Genomic DNA, 13840 nt, shown 5'->3' with positions numbered 1-13840 from the left:
CCTCAGTCCAGCACGGTTGCCGGGCCAGGATCGTTCGCAGAGGGTGAGGTGACCTGCCACGCCGCCTCGATCATGGGGAAGATCTCGTCCAGGGCGGCCTGCGGGTCGGCCGCTTCGCGGGCCAGCGAGTAGGCGTCGATCACGAACCTCGCGATGGCACGGGCGGCGGTTTCGCTCCGGGTCGGGCCGGGGTCGGCGGCGATGGCCGTGGCCAGCGCGTCCGCGTGACGCATGCGGACCGACTCCTCGTACTTCCGCAGGGCGGGAGACGTGTCGATCATGCGCCAGACCGGGGCAGCGCTGTCCGCGGTGCAGTGCCGCACCAGGGCCAGGACCTCCCGGCGCAGCGCGGGGATGAGCGGCTCGTGCGGCGCCCGGCCGGTGACCGCCCGGGTGAGGCGCTGCTCGAAGTCCTCGTCCTGCTCGAACACCAGGGCCTCTTTCGAGGCGAAGTGGGAGAAGAGCGTGGTGACGGCGACGTCGGCCTCGGCGGCCACGTCACGGATGCCCACCGCGTCGTAACCGCGCTCCAGGAAGAGCCGCAGCGCGGTGTCGGCGATCTTCTGGCGAGTCGCTGCCTTCTTGCGCTCACGGCGTCCGGACTGCACGGTCATGGACGCAGGCTATCAGGTGCGAAAACATACCCGTTATAAAACACTAACTGTTAGTGTTAGATTGCCGGCATGAAGAAAGTGAGCCTCGCCGAGTTCGGCGGTCCGGACGTCCTGCAGCTTGTCGATGCCGAGGAGCCCCACGCGGGTCCCGGCCACATACGCATCGCCGTACGGGCGGCGGGTGTGAATCCCGTCGACTGGAGAATCCGTGAGGGCCAGGTCCTGGGGGCCCATCCGGTCGAGCTGCCCTCCGGGGTCGGGCTGGACGCCGCGGGGGTGGTGGACGAGGTCGGCGAGGGTGTCGTAGGGGTCGAGGTCGGTGACCGGGTGTTCGGCGAGGGCTCCAGCACCTACGCCGAGACCGCCGTGCTCTCGGCCTGGGCCCGGATGCCCGCGGGGCTGTCGTTCGAAGAGGCGGCGGGCTACCCCTCCGTGATGGAGACCGCGCTGCGCGTCCTGCGCGAGGTCGGCGTGCGGCCCGGACAGACGCTCCTGGTCAGCGGCGCGTCCGGGGGAATCGGATCGGCGGTGCTGCAGATCGCCCGTGACCGCGGCATCACGGTGATCGGCACCGCCGGTGCGGCGAACCAGGAGTATCTGCGCAGTCTCGGCGCCGTCGCCACGACGTACGGCGAGGGCTGGGTCGAGCGGGTTCGACGGCTCGGAGACGTCGACACGGCTCTCGATCTGGCCGGCTCCGGCATCATCCGCGAGCTGGTCGAACTGACCGGGAGCCCGGAGAAGGTCGTCTCCATCGCCGATCCCGGTGCGCCGGAGTTCGGTGCCCGGTTCTCCGGTGCGGCCGGAAGCATGCCGGCGGCACTCGCCGAGACCGTCGACCTGATCTCGCGGGGCCGGCTCCACATCCCGGTCGAGAAGTCGTACTCGCTGGCCGAGGCCGCGGCGGCCCACGTCGACAGCCGCGCCGGTCACACGCCCGGCCGCCGAGTCCTGATCATCTGAGCCGTGCCGTGGGGCCGCGCCTTCTCAGGTCCCGGTGCCGGAACCGACCCGGTTCCGGCACCGCCCGTGACGTCCCGGCACGGGAACCGGGTACCCGCGTGACGACCGGTCAGGTCTGCGCCATGTCGACGAAGCGCGAGTAGTGGCCCTGGAAGGCCACCGTGATCGTCGCCGTCGGACCGTTTCGGTGCTTGGCCACGATCAGGTCGGCCTCACCCGCGCGGGGAGACTCCTTCTCGTAGGCGTCCTCGCGGTGCAGCAGGATGACCATGTCGGCGTCCTGCTCGATGGAGCCCGACTCACGCAGGTCGGAGACCATCGGCTTCTTGTCGGTGCGCTGCTCGGGGCCACGGTTGAGCTGGGAGAGCGCGATGACCGGGACCTCGAGCTCCTTGGCGAGCAGCTTGAGGTTACGGGACATGTCCGAGACCTCCTGCTGACGGCTCTCGGCGCGTTTGGAACCGCCGGACTGCATCAGCTGGAGGTAGTCGATGACGACCAGCTTCAGATCGTTGCGCTGCTTCAGGCGCCGGCACTTGGCGCGGATCTCCATCATCGACAGGTTCGGGGAGTCGTCGATGTAGAGCGGTGCCGCCGAGACATCCGGCATCCGGCGCGCCAGACGCGTCCAGTCCTCGTCGGTCATCGTGCCGGAACGCATGTGGTGCAGGGCGACACGGGCTTCGGCGGACAGCAGGCGCATCGCGATCTCGTTGCGCCCCATCTCGAGCGAGAAGATGACGCTGGGCAGGTTGTTCTTGATGGACGCGGCCCGGGCGAAGTCCAGGGCGAGCGTCGACTTGCCCATCGCGGGACGCGCGGCGATGACGATCATCTGCCCGGGGTGCAGCCCGTTGGTGAGCGAGTCGAAGTCGGTGAACCCGGTGGGTACTCCGGTCATCTCGCCGCTGCGCGATCCGATCGCCTCGATCTCGTCGAGGGCGCCCTCCATGATGTCGCCGAGCGGCAGGTAGTCCTCGCTGGTGCGCTGTTCGGTGACCGCGTAGATCTCCGCCTGCGCGCGGTTGACGATCTCGTCCACGTCGTCGTCGGCCGCGTATCCCATCTGGGTGATGCGCGTGCCTGCCTCGACCAGGCGGCGCAGTACGGCACGCTCGTGCACGATCTCCGCGTAGTACGCCGCGTTCGCCGCCGTGGGGACCGTCTGGACGAGGTTGTGCAGATACGAGGCCCCGCCGACCTTGTTGATCTCGCCGCGCTTGGTCAGCTCCGCGCCGATCGTGATCGGATCGGCCGGCTCACCCTTGGCGTAGACGTCGAGGATGGCGGTGTAGACGGTCTCGTGGGCCGGCTTGTAGAAGTCGTGGCCCTTGAGGATCTCGACCACGTCGGCGATGGCGTCCTTGGACAGCAGCATGCCGCCCAGGACGGACTGCTCGGCGTCGAGGTCCTGTGGCGGCACTCTTTCGAACGCGGCTCCGCCGCCGTCCCACCCGTCGTTGTCCCGGCCGCGGTCGTGCTGCTCGTCGCGGCCCCGGCCCCGGTCGTCGCGACGGCGGGAAGCGGGCAGACGATCACTGGGACCGCTGTCGGCCCACGGGTCGTCCAAGGGCTCGGAAATGCTCACCGAGCTACCTCCTCCCGTCCGCCGAGCGGACCTCGCCGTGCCTCTCTGTTCTACGGCACGGCACTGACAAATAAGACGCCCAACTCCGTTTGTCACGCGCCGGTTTTGCGGCCTTTGTGAAACCGGTGGACGGAGCGGGCGCCGGACCACCGTAGGCCCGTCGGCACCGTCAGCCAATCTGGTTATCCACAGGCCATGTGGACGACCGGCCCAATGCTGTGGAGAACTCCGCAAAACCTGTGCACGAGCCGGTGGACAGCCCTGTGAACAAGCCCCGACCTCCCCTCCATGGACGCCTTTGACCTGCCTGTTTGCCGTCCACTGGCTGTGTAGAAGAAAAACTTCCCCACTCGGATCAAGATCGGCTCATGCGGTGTACGCAAACACACACCCTGCGCCACGAAGTAAGGGTCCCTAAGGCTTTGCGTCTCTTACCTGTGGACAGATAGATTGGTGCACATGACACAGGCCCCCGCTCGCGCCGGAGCCGCTCGGCGGCAGCATGACCGAGAGATCGTCCTGCTGGCCGTGCCGGCCTTCGGTGCGCTTGTCGCCGAGCCGCTGTTCGTCATGGCGGACAGCGCCATCGTCGGCCATCTCGGCACAGCACAGCTCGCCGGGCTCGGTATCGCCTCGGCCCTGCTGATGGCCGCCGTCAGCGTCTTCGTCTTCCTGGCCTATGCCACGACAGCAGCCGTCGCCCGCCGCGTCGGAGCCGGCGACCTCGCCTCGGCCATCCGCCAGGGCATGGACGGCATCTGGCTGGCGCTGCTTCTCGGTACCGCCGTCATCGCCGTCGTCCTGCCCACGGCGCCCGCCCTCGTGGACCTCTTCGGCGCCTCCGACACAGCGGCTCCCTACGCGATCACGTACCTGCGGATCTCCACGTTCGGCATACCGGCGATGCTCGTCGTACTCGCCGCGACCGGTGTTCTGCGCGGTCTCCAGGACACCAAGACACCTCTGTACGTCGCCATCGGGGGCTTCGTGACCAACGGTGTTCTCAATGTCGCGCTCGTCTACGGCGCCGGCCTGGGCATCGCCGGCTCCGCCTGGGGCACCGTCATCGCGCAGTGGGGCATGGCCGCGGTCTACCTGACCGTGGTGGTCCGGGGAGCACGCAGACACGGGGCCTCGCTCCGCCCGGACTCCGCCGGAATCAGGGCATCGGCCCAGGCGGGTGTCCCCCTGCTGGTGCGCACTCTCTCCCTCCGCGCCATCCTGATGATCGCGACAGCCGTCGCCGCCCGCCTGGGTGACTCCGACATCGCGGCCCACCAGATCATCCTCTCCCTCTGGAGTCTGCTCGCGTTCGCCCTGGACGCCATCGCCATCGCCGGGCAGGCCATCATCGGTCGCTATCTGGGGGCCGGCGACGCCCAGGGTGCACGCGAGGTGTGCCGTCGCATGGTCCAGTGGGGGATAGCCGCGGGTGTCGTTCTCGGTGCACTGGTGATACTCGCCCGGCCGGTGTTCCTGCCACTGTTCACCAGCGACGCCACAGTCAAGGAGGCGGCTCTGCCCGCACTGGTGATCGTGGCGTTGTGCCAGCCCATCTGCGGCATCGTCTTCGTTCTGGACGGGGTGCTGATGGGCGCCGGTGACGGGCCGTATCTGGCCTGGGCCATGCTGCTGACCCTCGCCGTGTTCGCTCCGGTCGCCCTGCTGATCCCCTCTCTCGGGGGAGGGCTCACCGCGCTGTGGGCGACGATGACGCTCATGATGGGCGTGCGCATGCTGACCCTGTGGTTCCGTACCCGCTCGGGCCGCTGGATCGTCACGGGCGCCGCACGCTGACCGTTTCACGTGAAACAAGGACATGGGGGCCACACCCGGAAGGGTGTGGCCCCCATGTACTCACTGGCTCACTGCGTCAGCGAGCGCGGCATTCAGCCGGCGACGACCTCGAGGTTGACCTTGGCGGCCACCTCGGGGTGCAGACGCACGGACGTCTCATGGGCGCCCAGCGTCTTGATCGGCGCGCCCAGCTCGATGCGGCGCTTGTCGACCTCGGGACCGCCCGCAGCCTTGATCGCGGAAGCGATGTCGGCCGGGGTGACGGAGCCGAAGAGACGACCGGCGTCGCCGGAGCGGACGGCCAGACGGACCTTGACGCCCTCGAGCTGGGCCTTCACCTGGTTGGCCTGCTCGATGGTCTGGATCTCGTGGATCTTGCGAGCACGACGGATCTGCTCGACGTCCTTCTCGCCACCCTTGGTCCAGCGGATCGCGAGCTTCCGCGGAACCAGGTAGTTGCGAGCGTAACCGTCCTTGACGTCGACGACGTCGCCCGCGGCACCGAGGCCGGAGACCTCGTGGGTGAGGATGATCTTCATCTGTCGGTCACCCTTCCCTTATCGCGCGGTGGAGGTGTAGGGCAGCAGCGCCATCTCACGGCTGTTCTTGACGGCCGTGGCGACGTCACGCTGGTGCTGCGTGCAGTTGCCGGTCACGCGGCGGGCACGGATCTTGCCGCGGTCGGAAATGAACTTCCGCAGCATGTTCGTGTCCTTGTAGTCCACGTACGTGACCTTGTCCTTGCAGAATGCGCAGACCTTCTTCTTAGGCTTGCGCACAGGCGGCTTCGCCATGGTGTTTCTCCTGTGTGATCAAGAAGTGTGGGTACGGCCCACCTAGAAGGGGGGCTCGTCCGAGTAGCCGCCGCCGCTGCCGCTGCCACTGCCGCCGGAGCCACCGCCCCAGCCGCCGCCACCACCCTGCTGGCCACCGGCGGGAGCACCGGTCGCCCACGGGTCGTCCGCGGGAGCACCGCCGCCCTGCTGGCCGCCACCGGGGCCGCCGCCCCAGCCGCCGCCACCCTGGGCGCCACCGCCACCGCCACCCTGGCCACCGCTGTAGCCGCCCTGGCCACCGCGGCCGGTGGTCTTGGTGACCTTGGCCGTGGCGTTGCGCAGGCTGGCGCCGACTTCCTCGACGTCCAGCTCGTAGACCGTGCGCTTGACGCCCTCACGGTCCTCGTAGGACCGCTGCTTCAGCCGGCCCTGCACAATGACGCGCATGCCTCGCTGGAGCGACTCGGCGACGTTCTCCGCCGCCTGACGCCAGACCGAGCAGGTCAGGAACAGGCTCTCGCCGTCCTTCCACTCGTTGGTCTGACGGTCGAAGGTGCGGGGGGTCGACGCGACACGGAACTTCGCGACGGCCGCACCGGACGGGGTGAAGCGCAGCTCGGGGTCGTCGACAAGATTGCCGACGACCGTGATGACGGTCTCGCCTGCCATGGGGGAACCTCTCGGCGGGTTTGCTGCTGGCTGCTTGTGCTGCTACTCGGATCCCGAGATCAGCTGAGCGGAAGAGCTCAGTGCATCTCGGGACGGAGGACCTTGGTCCGGAGGACCGACTCGTTCAGGTTCATCTGGCGGTCGAGCTCCTTGACGACCGCAGGCTCGGCCTGCAGGTCGATGACCGAGTAGATGCCCTCGGGCTTCTTCTTGATCTCGTACGAGAGACGACGACGGCCCCAGGTGTCGACCTTCTCGACCTTTCCGCCGCCGTCACGGACGACAGAGAGGAAGTTCTCGATCAGCGGGGAGACAGCACGCTCCTCGAGATCGGGGTCGAGGATGACCATCACCTCGTAGTGACGCATGTGGAACCCACCTCCTTTGGACTCAGCGGCCACGGTCGTTCCGTGGCAGGAGGGTCGTGATGCGTTGCGCAACGATGCCTGTCAGTAAAACAGCCGCCACTGACAATCGAGGTCGGGCGGCGGTTTCCCGGACCGGCGGGGACGGACCGTGGTCCTGCCCTGCTCCTGTCCGGTGTCTGTCCGGACAGACACCGGTGCAGACGCTACAGAGTACCCGCACAGCGGCTTCCGGTTGAAATCCGGCCGTGAGGAGCGTCAATCTGTACACATCGGGTGTGTACGGCGCTACGATCCGCCGCCTTTCGCAGGAGGTGCCCATGGCACAGGCATTGCGACCCAACACCGCCGGAGGCCTTTTCGCCACGGACGGCAAACCCCACCCGCTCCAGGACACCCTGCTCGCGGTGACCCTGGTGCTGGGCCTGACGTCCTTCATCACGGCGATGTTCCACCATCTGCACCTGCTCAGCTCCTGGACCGGGCTGCTGGGAATCCTCACCGGCGCGTACGGCCAGTGGATCTCGGTGACCACGCGCGAGCGCTTCGGCCTCATCCTGGGTCTCGGTGCCTCGGCGGTCGGGTTCTTCCTGGGCATGGCACACGGCGGCCTCTTCGGCGGACTCGTCGACTGACACCGGGCACCACCCCCTCCTGAACATCGTCGAACGCCCCGGCCGGCGACCGGCCGGGGCGAAGGCCCGTGCGCCCAACCGGGGCGCCCCCCGGGCGCAGTAGGCTTCGCGCGAGAGCCGGAGCCCCTGAACCCATGGGGACACACCAGCCCGAGGAGCGCCCCGAATGAGCCTGACCCTGAGGACCATCAGCCGTGAGCAGCATCTGGCCTACATCCAGAGCCTGCCGTCGGCGAGTCACATGCAGGTCCCGGCCTGGGCTGATGTCAAAGCGGAATGGCGCTCGGAGAACCTCGGCTGGTTCGACGACCGGACCGGTGAGCTGGTCGGGGCCGGACTTGTCCTCTACCGGCAGCTGCCCAAGATCAAGCGGTACCTCGCCTATCTCCCCGAGGGCCCGGTCATCAACTGGTTCTCGCCGAATCTTCAGGAGTGGATCGAGCCCATGCTCGCGCACCTGAAGCAGCAGGGTGCCTTCTCCGTGAAGATGGGCCCGCCGGTGATCATCCGGCGTTGGGAGGCCACGACCATCAAGAGGGGCATCCAGGACCAGGACGTGAAGCGGCTGCGCGATATCGAGGCCGACTTCATCGAGCCCCGCGCCTTCGAGGTCGCCGACAAGCTGCGCCGCATGGGCTGGCAGCAGGGCGAGGACGGCGGCGCCGGCTTCGGTGACGTCCAGCCCCGCTACGTCTACCAGGTGCCGCTGGCCAACCGCTCCCTGGAAGAGGTCCACAAGAACTTCAACCAGCTGTGGCGCCGCAACATCAAGAAGGCGGAGAAGGCCGACGTCGAGGTCGTCCAGGGCGGCTACAACGATCTGCCCGAGTGGCAGCGGCTGTACGAGATCACGGCCGTGCGCGACCACTTCCGGCCCCGCCCGCTGTCGTACTTCCAGCGCATGTGGACGGCCCTCAACACCGAGGACCCCAACCGCATGCGGCTGTACTTCGCCCGGCACAACGGCGTGAACCTCTCCGCCGCGACGATGCTGATCGTCGGCGGGCACGTCTGGTACTCCTACGGTGCCTCCGACAACATCGGCCGTGAGGTCAGGCCCTCGAACGCGATGCAGTGGCGGATGCTGCGAGACGCCTACGCGCTCGGCGCCACCGTCTACGACCTGCGTGGCATCTCCGACTCGCTGGACGAGACCGACCACCTCTTCGGCCTGATCCAGTTCAAGGTGGGCACGGGCGGCCAGGCCGCCGAGTACCTCGGCGAATGGGACTTCCCGCTGAACAAGCTGCTCCACAAGGCGCTCGACATCTACATGTCGCGCCGCTGACCCGTTTCTTCGTCACGGTCTTCGTCTTCGCGGCCCCGACGGCTTCGTTGGCTCCCATACCTTTGATACACCGCAGCCACGAGAAAGGTTCCAGGTCCGGCCATGGCGCTCACGCTCTACGTCGACACCGCGCGCTGGCGGGCGCATCACAAGCACGTGCAGGAGCAGTTCCCGGGACTGGTCCCGGTCTGCAAGGGCAACGGCTACGGCTTCGGCCACGAGCGCCTCGCCGAGGAAGCCACCCGGCTGGGCTCGGACGTCCTCGCCGTCGGCACGACGTACGAGGCCGCCCGGATCAAGGACTGGTTCGGTGGTGATCTGCTGGTACTGACGCCGTACCGGCGGGGTGAGGAACCGGTACCGCTGCCCGACCGGGTCATCCGCTCCGTGTCGTCGGTCGACGGCGTGTACGGCCTGGTCGGTGCCCGTGTGGTCATCGAGGTGATGTCCTCGATGAAGCGGCACGGCGTCAGCGAGCAGGACCTGGCCCAGCTCCACTCCGCGATAGAGAACGTGCGGCTGGAGGGCTTCGCCATCCATCTGCCGCTGGACCGCACGGACGGCTCGGACGCCGTCGAGGAGGTCATCGGCTGGATGGACCGCCTCCGGGCGGCTCGTCTCCCCCTGCACACGATGTTCGTGAGCCATCTCAAGGCCGACGAACTCCTGCGACTGCAGCAGCAGTTCCCGCAGACCCGCTTCCGCGCCCGGATCGGCACCCGGCTGTGGCTGGGCGACCACGAGGCGACCGAGTACCGGGGCGCGGTCCTGGACGTCACTCGCGTCGCCAAGGGGGACCGGTTCGGCTACCGGCAGCAGAAGGCGGCCTCGGACGGCTACCTGGTGGTCGTGGCGGGCGGCACGTCGCACGGAGTGGGCCTGGAGGCCCCCAAGGCCCTGCACGGGGTCATGCCGCGCGCCAAGGGCGTCGCCCGGGCCGGCCTGGCCACGGTCAACCGGAACCTCGCGCCGTTCGTCTGGGGCGGCAAGCAGCGCTGGTTCGCCGAGCCGCCGCACATGCAGGTGTCGATTCTCTTCGTACCCTCGGACGCGCCGGAGCCGCAGGTCGGCGAGGAGCTGGTGGCCCATCTCCGGCACACCACGACCCAGTTCGACCGGCTCGTCGACCGCTGACAGCGCGAAGGCCGGGCACGGATCTCCCGTGCCCGGCCTTTCTGCGTGCTGCGTCCGCCCCGCGCGTGCCCCGGAAGGGCGCCATGCGGCGAGCGTTCGCTCAGAGCGAACCGCCCGCGGGTCCCGTCCCACCCCACTCGACCCTGGGTCCTTCGAACTGGGCCACGTGCCGCGCCGGACGGCTCGCGGGGCCGAGCACGAAGGCGTCCTCGGCCCCGTCGAGCACACCGCCCGAAGGGTCGTCGTCACCGGACCGGCGCACCGGATCCCGCTCCGGCATCAGGATGTCGCGCACGACCATGACACACAGGTAGAGCGTCCCCAGCAGATGCATGCCGATGACCCAGTGGTAGCCGTCGACGGGCAGGCCCTTGTGGGCGTCACCGCTGGTCGTGTACGCGAGGTACATCCAGATGCCGACGAAGTACGCCACCTCACAGGTCTGCCAGATGAGGAAGTCCCGCCACTTCGGCCGGGCAAGGGCCGCCAGCGGCACCAGCCACAGGACGTACTGCGGTGAGTAGACCTTGTTGGTGAGGACGAACGCCGCGACGATCAGGAAGGCGAGCTGGGCGAAGCGCGGCCGGCGGGGAGCCGTGACGGCGAGTGCCGCGACGCACCCGCAGCACAGCAGCATCAGCAGCGTGGCGAGTGTGTTGACCGTGTCGGTGCTCAGCGGGTCGTCCGAGTTCTGCGCCAGGATCAGCCAGAAGGATCCGAAGTCGACGCCCCGTTCCTGGCTGAACGTGTAGAACTTCGACCAGCCGTCGAAGGCGAACAGCATGACGGGTCCGTTCACGACCAGCCAGGCGACGGCCGCTCCGGCGAGGGCCGTACCGTACTGCCGCCACCGGCCCGCGCGCCAGCACAACACCAGCAGCGGCCCGAGCAGCAGCGCGGGATAGAACTTGGCGGCCGTGGCAAGGCCCAGGAGGACGCCGAAGGCGAGGGAACGCCCTCGCGACCACATCAGCATCGCGGCGGCCGTGAGAGCGACCGCCAGCAGGTCCCAGTTGATGGTCGCGGTCAGCGCGAAGGCGGGCGCGAGCGCGACCAGCAGACCGTCCCAGGGGCGCCGGGCGTGTGTACGTGCCACGCAGACGGCGATGACGGCCGCGCACGCCATGAGCATCCCGGCGTTGACCATCCAGTACCACTGCTCCTGGTCCTGGATGCTGCCGCTGCCGGGCGTGAGCCACGCTGCGACCTCCATGAAGACGCCGGTGAGCACCGGGTACTCGAGGTACTGCATGTCCCCGGGGAGCTTGTCGAAGTACGGCACCAGCCCGTCGGCGAAGCCGCGCCCCTGATAGAGGTGCGGGATGTCCGAGTAGCAGGCGTGTGTGTACTGGGAGCTGGCGCCGAAGAACCAGGCGCCGTTGTAGCACGGCGCCTTCTGCACCAGGCCGAGCGCGAACATGCCGATCGCCACGAGCGCGATCACCCGCACCGGGGACCACCAGGACCTTCCGGTCAGGGCGCGTCGCCCGAGCGGACCGCCGATCAGCTCGCTGCCGGCCGCGGCGACCCGGTCCTCCTCGGTCGGCCGCACCGGCTCCGGCTCGTGGACGCTCGCTTGCGTCGATTCTCCACTGGGCATGCCGCACATCCTGCCGTACCTGGACGGGGATACGCCGAGGGCTGCCGTACCCGGCGGGTACGGCAGCCCGTGTTTCACGTGAAACACCCATCTCGGGCGACAGGCCTGCTAACCGTCCGAACCGCCGAGGAAACCACCGTTGCCATTTCCTCTGCTGCTCCCGGTGTCGTCGGAGCTCGTGGGATCGGGTGAAGAGCTCCCGCCTCCGTCCGTGCCACCGCTGTCCATGCCGCCCGGACCGGTGCCGCCCGAATCGTCCTCGTCGTCCTCACAGCGGAAGTCGAAGGGACCGCAGGATTCCGTCTGCGTGGGCGCCGGCGGGGTGGTGGGGGTCTCGGGCTTCGTGGGCGACGGAGGTGCCGAGGGAGTCGCCTCCTCGGTCTGCGTGGCGCTCGGGGTCGGGGCGGGCGCGCCGATCCCGTCCGCGATCTCGCCGATCTTCTCGGCCTTGGGGAACTCGGCGTCCGGCTCGCCCTTCAGCGCGGCCTTCATGAACTCGGTCCACACCTCCGTGGGGATGTCACCACCGTGGATCGAGTCCTTGCCCGCCGTGCCGTTCATGGAGAGCAGCTTGTGACTCTTGGGGTCCTCACGGAACATCGTGACCGCGGTCGACAGCTGCTTGGTGTAGCCGACGAACCAGGCGGACTTGTTCTCGTCGGTCGTACCCGTCTTGCCGGCGGCCGTACGTCCCAGTTCCAGCGCGTGCTTGGCGGTGCCGTTCTCGATCACGTTCTCGAGCAGGTCGGTGATGTTGTTCGCCACGTTCTCGGGCATGGCCTGCTTGATCCGCGGCTTCTCGAAGCCGGGCAGCTCCGTCCCCTTGACCTTGACGGATGTCACCGAGTACGGGTCGGCCTGCCTACCGGACGCCGCGAAGGTCGCGTAGGAGTCGGCCATGCGGATCGCGCTGGGAGTCGAGGTACCGAGCGCGAACGACGCGTTCAGCCCGGCGAAGCTGTCCTTGAGGATGCCGGACCTCTCGGCGACGTCCGCCACGTTCTTCATCCCCACGTCCATGCCGAGCTGCACGAACGGGGTGTTGACCGACTGCTCCATCGCCTTGCGCAAGGTGATGTAGCCCCACGGGTAGTCGCTCTCGTTCTCCTGGAAGAAGGGCGTGTTGTCCTTCTTGAGGACGAAGGAGCCGTCGTTGTTCCTGACCTTCAGGTGGTCGTCGCCGTTGTACTTGCTCAGCGGCGAGACACCCTCACCCTCGGTCTGGTAGGTGCCGTGCTGCATCGCGGCTGCCATCACGAACGGCTTCCACGTCGAACCGACGGGGATGCCCGAGGTGTCCGCGTTGTTGTTGAAGTGGCCGTTCTCGAAGCCGGCACCGCCGTAGAGCGCGACGATCGCACCGTCGTTGGGTTTCACGGTCGCCGCACCGAACTGGACGTGCTTGTCCAGCTCGCGCTTCGGATCGATGTTCTCCTTCTCGACCTTCTTGACGGCCTTGGCGAGCGCGTCGACCTTGTCCTTCTCGAAGGTCGTGTGGATCTGGTAGCCGCCCTGGTCGAACTGCGCCTCCGTGATGTCGGAGTTCTTCAGGACGTACCGCTTGGCCGTGTCGACGAGATAGCTGATCTGGCCGGTCATGCCCTTGGTCGCCTTGCGGCCCTGGGGCATCGGGTACTTCGCGGTCGCCTTCTGGTACTCGGCGTCCGTGAGGTGCTCGTCGGCGTGCATCTGCTCGAGGATCCAGCCCCAGCGTTCCTCGGAACGTTCGCGGTTGGCCTCGGCACTGGCCGACTTGTCGAGGCTCTGGTTGCCCGCGGGGTCGTAGTACGTCGGGCCCTTGAGCAGGGCGGCGAGGAAAGCGCACTCGCTCGGTGTGAGCTTGACCGCGTCCTTGCCGTAGTACGTCTGGGCGGCGGCCTGGATGCCGTAGGCGCCACGGCCGTAGTACGAGGTGTTCAGGTAGCCTTGGAGGATCTCGTCCTTGGAGAGCTTCGTGCCCACCTTGATCGAGATGAACATCTCCTTGAACTTCCGGGAGACCGTCTGGTCCTGGGTCAGGTACGTGTTCTTGACGAACTGCTGGGTGATCGTCGAGCCACCCTGCGTGTCACCACCCGTGGCCATGTTGCCGAGCGCCCGGGCGATACCCATGGGGTCGATGCCCGAGTCGTCGTAGAAGCTCTTGTTCTCGGCCGAGATGACCGCCCACTTCATGGCGTCGGGGATGCGGTCGATCGTGACGTTCTGCCGGTTCTGGCCGCTGCCCGTGGCGACCATCTGCTTGCTGTCGGCCCAGTAATAGACGTTGTTCTCGGACGTCGCCGCAGCGTGCCCCTCGTCCGGCACGCTCACCATCGCGTACCCGATGCCCGCCACGGCGACCAGGCTTCCGAAGAACGCGATGCACAGCCCGGTCACGAGCCTCCACGACGGAGTCCAGCGGCGCCAGC

13 protein-coding genes are annotated in these 13840 nt (G+C 67.9%); 5 read left to right on the top strand and 8 right to left on the bottom strand.

All coding sequences use genetic code 11. The features are described 5' to 3' along the window. Nucleotides 1-2: 2 nt before the first annotated feature. On the bottom strand, nt 3-614 hold the full coding sequence (locus B9S61_RS35865) for a TetR/AcrR family transcriptional regulator (protein ID WP_103545906.1): 612 nt from the start codon (nt 612-614) through the stop codon (nt 3-5). A gap of 69 nt (nt 615-683) precedes the next feature. On the opposite strand from B9S61_RS35865, the gene B9S61_RS35860 reads away from it, so the two are divergent. After that, nucleotides 684-1577 carry an NADP-dependent oxidoreductase gene (locus B9S61_RS35860; RefSeq protein ID WP_181007691.1) on the top strand — a complete coding sequence of 298 codons (894 nt, stop codon included), beginning with the start codon at nt 684-686 and terminating at the stop codon, nt 1575-1577. 109 nt (nt 1578-1686) lie between these two features. Here B9S61_RS35860 and dnaB read toward each other — a convergent pair whose 3' ends face one another. After that, nucleotides 1687-3165 (bottom strand): replicative DNA helicase, encoded by a 1479-nt coding sequence (gene dnaB / locus B9S61_RS35855; protein WP_103545904.1) that lies wholly within the window; start codon nt 3163-3165, stop codon nt 1687-1689. Nucleotides 3166-3624: 459 nt separating this feature from the next. Here dnaB and B9S61_RS35850 point away from each other — a divergent pair, with 459 nt between their 5' ends. Further along, on the top strand, nt 3625-4962 hold the full coding sequence (locus B9S61_RS35850) for an MATE family efflux transporter (RefSeq protein ID WP_103545919.1): 1338 nt from the start codon (nt 3625-3627) through the stop codon (nt 4960-4962). Nucleotides 4963-5054: 92 nt separating this feature from the next. On the opposite strand, the gene rplI is transcribed toward B9S61_RS35850, so the two are convergent. The 4 genes from rplI to rpsF all read right to left on the bottom strand — a co-directional run bounded on the left by rplI (nt 5055) and on the right by rpsF (nt 6775). Continuing rightward, the gene (rplI, locus tag B9S61_RS35845) at nt 5055-5501 is read right to left on the bottom strand and encodes a 50S ribosomal protein L9 (RefSeq protein ID WP_103545903.1); all 447 of its coding nucleotides are present in this window, start codon (nt 5499-5501) and stop codon (nt 5055-5057) included. 18 nt (nt 5502-5519) lie between these two features. Further along, complete coding sequence (gene rpsR / locus B9S61_RS35840) at nt 5520-5756, bottom strand: 30S ribosomal protein S18 (protein ID WP_003949403.1); 237 nt, start codon at nt 5754-5756, stop codon at nt 5520-5522. Nucleotides 5757-5798: 42 nt separating this feature from the next. Next, entirely contained in the window at nt 5799-6407 is a 609-nt protein-coding gene (locus B9S61_RS35835; RefSeq protein WP_103545902.1) for a single-stranded DNA-binding protein, read from the bottom strand. A 77-nt stretch (nt 6408-6484) separates the two neighbouring features. Beyond that, nucleotides 6485-6775: a 30S ribosomal protein S6 gene (rpsF, locus tag B9S61_RS35830; protein WP_077798159.1), complete on the bottom strand. Its 291-nt coding sequence runs from the start codon at nt 6773-6775 to the stop codon at nt 6485-6487. A gap of 317 nt (nt 6776-7092) precedes the next feature. Here rpsF and B9S61_RS35825 point away from each other — a divergent pair, with 317 nt between their 5' ends. The 3 genes from B9S61_RS35825 to B9S61_RS35815 all read left to right on the top strand — a co-directional run bounded on the left by B9S61_RS35825 (nt 7093) and on the right by B9S61_RS35815 (nt 9829). Further along, nucleotides 7093-7407: a hypothetical protein gene (locus B9S61_RS35825; protein ID WP_103545901.1), complete on the top strand. Its 315-nt coding sequence runs from the start codon at nt 7093-7095 to the stop codon at nt 7405-7407. A 166-nt stretch (nt 7408-7573) separates the two neighbouring features. Next, nucleotides 7574-8695, top strand: a complete 1122-nt coding sequence (gene femX, locus B9S61_RS35820; protein ID WP_103545900.1) for a peptidoglycan bridge formation glycyltransferase FemX — start codon at nt 7574-7576, stop codon at nt 8693-8695. A gap of 102 nt (nt 8696-8797) precedes the next feature. Further along, nucleotides 8798-9829, top strand: coding sequence for an alanine racemase (locus B9S61_RS35815; RefSeq protein ID WP_103545899.1), 1032 nt, complete (start codon nt 8798-8800; stop codon nt 9827-9829). A gap of 100 nt (nt 9830-9929) precedes the next feature. On the opposite strand, the gene B9S61_RS35810 is transcribed toward B9S61_RS35815, so the two are convergent. After that, nucleotides 9930-11438 (bottom strand): glycosyltransferase family 87 protein, encoded by a 1509-nt coding sequence (locus B9S61_RS35810; RefSeq protein ID WP_103545898.1) that lies wholly within the window; start codon nt 11436-11438, stop codon nt 9930-9932. A gap of 99 nt (nt 11439-11537) precedes the next feature. Next, on the bottom strand, nt 11538-13840 hold a 2303-nt coding region (locus B9S61_RS35805; protein ID WP_374936272.1), incomplete at its 5' end, for a transglycosylase domain-containing protein.

The organism is Streptomyces sp. SM1 (genome assembly GCF_002910825.1).
In the GTDB taxonomy this organism is placed as follows: Bacteria; Actinomycetota; Actinomycetes; order Streptomycetales; family Streptomycetaceae; genus Streptomyces; species Streptomyces okerensis.
Note: the sequence above shows the minus strand (reverse complement) of the source record. Positions and strands in the feature narration are given on the sequence as shown.

Excerpts from the sequence above, each read along its gene's own strand:
- B9S61_RS35835 (WP_103545902.1), bottom strand. The coding sequence starts at position 6,407 with ATGGCAGGCGAGACCGTCATCACGGTCGTCGGCAATCTTGTCGACGAC.
- rpsF (WP_077798159.1), bottom strand. The coding sequence starts at position 6,775 with ATGCGTCACTACGAGGTGATGGTCATCCTCGACCCCGATCTCGAGGAG.
- B9S61_RS35850 (WP_103545919.1), top strand. The coding sequence starts at position 3,625 with ATGACACAGGCCCCCGCTCGCGCCGGAGCCGCTCGGCGGCAGCATGAC.
- rpsR (WP_003949403.1), bottom strand. The coding sequence starts at position 5,756 with ATGGCGAAGCCGCCTGTGCGCAAGCCTAAGAAGAAGGTCTGCGCATTC.
- rplI (WP_103545903.1), bottom strand. The coding sequence starts at position 5,501 with ATGAAGATCATCCTCACCCACGAGGTCTCCGGCCTCGGTGCCGCGGGC.
- B9S61_RS35825 (WP_103545901.1), top strand. The coding sequence starts at position 7,093 with ATGGCACAGGCATTGCGACCCAACACCGCCGGAGGCCTTTTCGCCACG.
- B9S61_RS35810 (WP_103545898.1), bottom strand. The coding sequence starts at position 11,438 with ATGTGCGGCATGCCCAGTGGAGAATCGACGCAAGCGAGCGTCCACGAG.
- femX (WP_103545900.1), top strand. The coding sequence starts at position 7,574 with ATGAGCCTGACCCTGAGGACCATCAGCCGTGAGCAGCATCTGGCCTAC.
- B9S61_RS35860 (WP_181007691.1), top strand. The coding sequence starts at position 684 with ATGAAGAAAGTGAGCCTCGCCGAGTTCGGCGGTCCGGACGTCCTGCAG.
- B9S61_RS35865 (WP_103545906.1), bottom strand. The coding sequence starts at position 614 with ATGACCGTGCAGTCCGGACGCCGTGAGCGCAAGAAGGCAGCGACTCGC.
- B9S61_RS35815 (WP_103545899.1), top strand. The coding sequence starts at position 8,798 with ATGGCGCTCACGCTCTACGTCGACACCGCGCGCTGGCGGGCGCATCAC.